This is a genomic window from Streptomyces sp. FH025, from assembly GCF_017427025.1.
Classification (GTDB): Bacteria; Actinomycetota; Actinomycetes; order Streptomycetales; family Streptomycetaceae; genus Kitasatospora.
Window position 1 is genome coordinate 1 of record NZ_JAFLNG010000516.1, and the last position, 5,647, is coordinate 5,647.

5 protein-coding genes are annotated in these 5,647 nt (G+C 71.2%); 4 read left to right on the forward strand and 1 reads right to left on the reverse strand.

Annotated elements, in window-relative coordinates; genetic code table 11:
* From J0670_RS28185 to J0670_RS28195, 3 genes are all read left to right on the forward strand, one after another.
* On the forward strand, positions 1–353 hold a 353-nt coding region (locus J0670_RS28185), incomplete at its 5' end, for a DUF6234 family protein (RefSeq protein ID WP_207814514.1).
* 160 nt (positions 354–513) lie between these two features.
* On the forward strand, positions 514–939 hold the full coding sequence (locus tag J0670_RS28190) for a hypothetical protein (protein ID WP_207814515.1): 426 nt from the start codon (positions 514–516) through the stop codon (positions 937–939).
* A gap of 112 nt (positions 940–1,051) precedes the next feature.
* On the forward strand, positions 1,052–2,545 hold the full coding sequence (locus tag J0670_RS28195; RefSeq protein WP_207814516.1) for an MFS transporter: 1,494 nt from the start codon (positions 1,052–1,054) through the stop codon (positions 2,543–2,545).
* Here J0670_RS28195 and J0670_RS28200 read toward each other — a convergent pair.
* A complete protein-coding gene (locus tag J0670_RS28200) occupies positions 2,542–4,173 on the reverse strand; it encodes an alpha/beta hydrolase (RefSeq protein ID WP_207814517.1) in 1,632 nt (543 codons plus the stop codon). The two genes, J0670_RS28195 and J0670_RS28200, sit on opposite strands and share 4 nt — an antisense overlap.
* 230 nt (positions 4,174–4,403) lie before the next feature.
* Here J0670_RS28200 and J0670_RS28205 point away from each other — a divergent pair, with 230 nt between their 5' ends.
* Positions 4,404–5,516 carry a Rieske 2Fe-2S domain-containing protein gene (locus tag J0670_RS28205; protein WP_207814518.1) on the forward strand — a complete coding sequence of 371 codons (1,113 nt, stop codon included), beginning with the start codon at positions 4,404–4,406 and terminating at the stop codon, positions 5,514–5,516.
* Positions 5,517–5,647: the final 131 nt, after the last annotated feature.

Consider the following 5,647-nt stretch of genomic DNA (forward strand, 5'->3'; position numbering starts at 1 on the left):
TCGCCGTCGGCGTGCTGCTGGTCGTCGCCGTGGCGGCGGTCTACGTGCTGCGGATGTTCGGGTTCGGCATGGACCTGTGGGCCGCGCAGGGCGCCGAGGGCGCCGCCGACCGGACGGCGCGCGCGGAATTGACCTTCACCTGGCACATGGCACTGGTGTCGCTCGGCCTGGCCGGGATCGCCGCCGTCCTGCGGGCCCGCTGGACGGCGGCGCTGCAAGTGCTGGCGCTGCTGGCCCTGTTGGGCTTCGCGGTGCTGCTGCGGCACGACTGGGATCGCGCCCACCCGACGCCGCCGCCGTCGCCGCCCGCCGAGTACGTGCCGTGCTTCAGCGGCAGCGGCCGGTGCGACTGACGGGCCCGGCGCACCGTCGAGCTCCCGCAGGAGGCCGCCACCGAGCATCGGTGGCGGCCTCCGACGTGTGCGGGTCACGGACTTGCTCCCGACCGGCCGCGACGCGTAGTTTTGAACCAGTTCAATTTGAACTCGTTCAAAGTCACCCGGGGGGCGCCGAATGATCAGGCACACGTTCTCGCACCGAGCCGACCGGCCCTGGCCGATCGTCGTTCTGGCCGTGGTCTGCTGGCTGATGCCCTGGCTGCCCGTGGTGTTCGGGAACTCGACCTCGAACAGTCAGATCGTCGTCTTCTGGCTGATACTCGTCACCCTGACCTCGCTGCCGCTGTCCATCTTCGACGACGCCGTGTTCCGCTACGCCTGCCTGACGATCGGGGCCATCCAGGTCGCCATCGAGGCCCTGCTCTCCGTCGCCTTCTACGGGATCGCCCTGCCGGTGTTCGTCGCCTTCTTCCCCGCCGGCGCACTGCTCCTGCTCGCCGGCTGGAGGCGGGCCGCGCCGGTCCGGACGGTCCTCGCCGCCTTCCTCGCCGTCTTCCCCGTGATCGGCTCCCTCGTCGCGCTCGGCCTCAGCCAAGGCTGAGGCCGAGCGGCGTCCCGGCCGCCCCCGGGGCATCATGGCGGAGGAGTCACCACCGTTCACCGAACGTGACGAGCGCAGCCGTAACGCGCCCGGCAGGCGAAGGAGGCCCGTCATGGCCGATCCGGCGAAGTCATCCGCCCGGCGGCCGCACCTCGGCCCCGGCGTGGTCGCCACCGAGGTGCCCGCCCGGCTGGACCGGCTGCCCTGGTCCCGCTGGCACTGGCGGATCGTGATCGGGCTGGGCACCGTCTGGATCCTGGACGGCCTGGAGGTGACGGTCGTCGGCAACATGGCGGGCCGGCTCGCCCAGAACGGCAGCGGCATCACCATCACGACCAGCCAGGTGACCACCGTCGCGGCCGCCCTGTACGTCGCGGGCGCGTGCACCGGCGCGCTGTTCTTCGGCTGGCTGACCGACCGGCTGGGCCGCAAGAGGCTCTTCATGGTCACCCTGGCCCTCTACCTGGCCGCGACCGCCGTCACCGCCGTGTCCTGGACCGCCTGGTTCTTCTTCCTCTGCCGCTTCGTCACCGGCTTCGGCATCGGGGGCGAGTACGCGGCGATCAACTCGGCGATCGACGAGCTGATCCCGGCCCGGGTGCGCGGGCGGATCGACCTGATCATCAACGGCAGTTTCTGGATCGGCGCCGCGATCGGCGCCTTCGCCTCGATCGCGCTGCTGAACACCTCGCTGTTCGCCACGGACGTGGGCTGGCGGCTCGCCTTCGGCATCGGCGTCGTGCTGGGCCTGGTGATCCTGCTGGTGCGCCGGCACGTCCCGGAGAGCCCGCGCTGGCTGATCACCCACGGGCGGGCGCGGGAGGCGGAGGAGGTGGTGGCCCGGGCCGAGCGGTCCGTCGAACGGAGGACCGGGCGGCCACTGCCGCCGGTCACCGGGGAGCCGATCCTGATCCGCGAACGCGGCCCGCTCGGCTTCGCCACCATCGCCCGCACCGTGGTCGCCCGCTACCCGCGCCGCACCGTGCTCGGCCTCGCGCTCTTCATTGGCCAGGCCTTCCTGTACAACGCGGTGACCTTCGGCTACGCCACCATCCTGACCACGTACTTCGGCGTGCCGAACGGCCGCACCGGCTACTACTTCGCGGTGATCGCGGTCGGCAACTTCCTCGGCCCGCTGCTGCTCGGCCACCTCTTCGACGTGGTCGGCCGCAAGCCGATGATCGCCGGGACGTACATCGGCTCCGGTCTGCTGCTGTTCGCCACCGCCGCGCTCTTCCAGCACGGCTCGCTCTCCGCTGCGACCATGACGGCCTGCTGGACGGCCGTGCTGTTCCTGGCCTCGGCCGGGGCCAGTGCGGCCTACCTGACGGTGAGCGAGATCTTCCCGCTGGAGACCAGGGCGCTGTCCATCGCCTTCTTCTACGCCATCGGCACGGCGGTCGGCGGCATCAGCGGCCCGCTGCTCTTCAACGGCCTGGTGAGCAGCGGCAAGGTCTCCGACACCACGCTCGCCTTCTGCGTCGGAGCCGCGCTGATGACGGCCTCGGGCCTGGTCGAGGCCGTCATCGGGGTACCGGCGGAGCGGCGCAGCCTGGAGTCCCTGGCCACGCCGCTGAGTGCCGTCACCCCCTCGGATGACCCCTAACGGAGGACGCCGCGGACGGCCTCCGGGTCGGTGGGCGCGAGCGGGCCCGACGTGGCGGGCGTCAGCGCCTTCGCGGTGGCCGGAGGCGGGGTCACGTACACCGGCGCCGGGTCGGCCTCGGGCGCGCAGGTCTTGGCGATCCGGCCCTTGCCCTGGGGCAGGCTGCCGTCGCGCAGGTAGGCGGTGAAGGTGTCGTCCAGGCAGGCGTTGTCGTGGAAGAGGACCTCGTGGAAGCTGCCGCCGTTCTGGACGACCAGCCGGGAGCCGGGCAGCGCGTCGTGCATGGCGAGCCCGCCCTCGTACGGGGTGGCGGCGTCCTCGGTGGCCTGGAAGAGCAGGACGGGCGGCAGGCCCTTGCCGGTGATCTTCAGCCGGCCCGCCGGGTTGCCCTGGTAGGGCCAGAACATGCAGGCGGCGTTGTACCACATGTTGTTATAGGTGTAGAAGGGTGCGGCCGCGTCGACCTTCGCCTGGTCCTTCTTCCAGAACTCCCAGTCGCGCGGCCAGGCGTTCTCGGTGCACTGCGCGGCGTTGTAGGCGGGGAAGGCGCCGTCGTCGGGGCCGGGGGCGGCGTAGCGGTTGTAGGCGATGGCGAGCGGCCGGGTGTCGTGCTGGGTGAGGTAGGCGGAGAGCACGGTGGCCATCCTTGGCCAGCGCAGGAAGTTGTAGCCGCCGCCGTAGAAGGTGTCCTCGAACTCGGCCGGGCCGATCCGGCCGGGCGCCGGGGCGGCGTCCACCGGGTCCTTGCGCAGGGCGTCCTCGACCTGGCGGTAGGCCCGTTCGACGGCGGCGGCGTCGGTGCCGAGGTGGTAGACGGAGTCGGCCTTGGCGGTCCAGGCCGCGAAGGCGTCGAAGCGGCGCTGGTGCTCCCGGTCCTGAAGGATGTTGTGGTCGTACCAGCTGATGGTGGGGCCGACGATGCTGTCCAGCACCATGCGGCGCACGTGCGAGGGGAACAGCTGGCCGTAGGTGGAGCCCAGGGAGGTGCCCCAGGAGCCGCCGTAGAAGTTGATCTTCGGTGCGCCGAGCGCCCGGCGGATGCTGTCCAGATCGCGGGCGTTGTCGACGGTGGTCATGTGCGGCAGCAGCCAGGACCAGTCGGCCGCGCAGTCGGCGGCGTAGCCGGCCGCCTTCTTCAGCCAGGCCTTCGAAGTCCCCTGGCTCACCTGGTAGTCGGGGCGTTCGGCGTCGAAGTAGTGGGCGTCGCAGACCACATGGGGGTCGCTGCCGTTGGTGCCGCGCGGGTCGAAGCCGATCCAGTCGTAGGTCGAGGCGACGTCGGCGGGGAGCTTGCCGGAGATGTAGGCGGGCATCCACAGGCCGGAGTCGCCGGGGCCGCCGGGGTTGAGCAGGATCGGTCCCTGCCGCTTGCTCTCGGGGGCGGTGGCCGGGAGGCGGTTGAGCTTGATCCTGATCTTGCGTCCGTGCGGGTCGGCGTAGTCCACCGGCACGTCGAGCATCGCGCACTGGAGCGCGGGCGTGGCGGGGTCGTTGCAGGAGTTCCAGACGAGCGTTCCCTGGCCGGTGTCGGCGAGGTCCGTGGCGTCCGGCCCGGCGGCGGAGGCGGTGGTGCCGCCGAGGGTGGCGACGGCCGCGGCGGCCGCGAGGAGGGCGATGGCTTTTCGCATGAGGATCATGATGTGACATGTGCAATGGCACATCCAGGGGGCGGACCGGACTTTGCCGAGCTTTGACCTCTCGATCTCAACGCACACAAGCCTGACGGATCATCAGACTTCTACTGTTTTCGGGAGGTTGGCCGTGCGACCGGTCACGATCCGTGGATAGCATCTGAAATCCATTCTGTTCGGGCGCTAATCGCCTGAGGGGCGGCGCCGGACAGACCGACAGGAGAGCCATGCGCGTGTGCCACAAGCACGTCCACCCCGTCAGCGACCGTCCGACCGCCACCGATGTCGCCCTGCCACCCGCCCTGCCCTATCCCGACGGCTGGACCGCCCTCGCCTTCTCCGCCGAGCTGCGGCCCGGCACCGTGGTGACCCGCCAACTCGCCGGCGAGGACGTCGTGTTGTACCGGATGCGCAACGGCCGTGTCCGCGCCGTCCGCCCGTACTGCCCGCACCTGGGCGCCCACCTCGGCCTGGCCTCGGTCGAGGGCAACGAACTGGTCTGCCAGTTCCACCGGTTCGCCTTCGACGCCGACGGCACGTGCGTCCGGACCGGGTACGGCACCCCGCCGCCCAAGGCCTCGCTGTCCCCGCTGCCCGTGCGCGAGGTGAACGACGTCGTCTTCCTCTGGCGCCACCACGACGGCCGGGAGCCGGACTGGGAGATCCCCTCCTGGCACCGGCTCGGCGGCCAACCGCTGCGCCACGTCGCCCTGGAGATGCCCGGCTACGCTCAGGACGTCATGGAGAACTCCTTCGACCTGGGCCACTTCGTCACCCTGCACGGCTGGCCGCAGGGCGAGTTGGCGGCTCCGGTGGAGTTCGACGGGGTGAACTTCCACATCTCGATGCTGGTCCGGGAGACGTTCCCGCTGCTCGGAATGCGCGAGGTCGAGGTGGAGGTCGACGGGCACGGCCTCGCCGTCCTGCACACCGACGTCCGTACGCCCTCGCTCGGTCTGGAGATCTGTTCGCTGGTGATGCCCGCCCAGGTCGCCCCCAGCCGGATGCAGCTGCGGCAGGCGAGCCGCTTCGTCCTGGCGGAGCCCGCCGGGCTGCCGCCCGCGCTCGCCCGGGTGGTCAGCCGGTCGGTGACCAGGCTGATGGCGGGCCTGATGTTCAAGCGCAACCTGGAGTTCACCTCGGCCGACTTCCCGATCTGGTCCACCAAGAAGTACGTCTCCCCGCCCCGCCTCACCTCCGGCGACGGCCCGATCGGTGCGATGCGGCACTGGGCGCGGCAGTTCTACCCGCCGGACCACCAGGCGCACCTGCCGGCCGCCGCCGGCCCGGCGGACCAGAACAACCAGGACAATCGGGACGGCCTCGGCGCGCGTCGGTAGCCTCCTTCTCCACCAGCCCTCCCCTCCCGCCACAACCGGAACCGGCCCTCCGAGCGGTACCGTCCGGCGTGGACGACGGGGGCCCGCACAACAAGGGGGGAAAGTGCGCGGGGAGGCGCTGGAGGCCGGGG

Bases quoted from the DNA above. Each gene is read 5' to 3' on its own strand.
- J0670_RS28190 (WP_207814515.1), top strand. From the start codon at position 514: ATGATCAGGCACACGTTCTCGCACCGAGCCGACCGGCCCTGGCCGATC.
- J0670_RS28195 (WP_207814516.1), top strand. From the start codon at position 1,052: ATGGCCGATCCGGCGAAGTCATCCGCCCGGCGGCCGCACCTCGGCCCC.
- J0670_RS28200 (WP_207814517.1), bottom strand. From the start codon at position 4,173: ATGCGAAAAGCCATCGCCCTCCTCGCGGCCGCCGCGGCCGTCGCCACC.
- J0670_RS28205 (WP_207814518.1), top strand. From the start codon at position 4,404: ATGCGCGTGTGCCACAAGCACGTCCACCCCGTCAGCGACCGTCCGACC.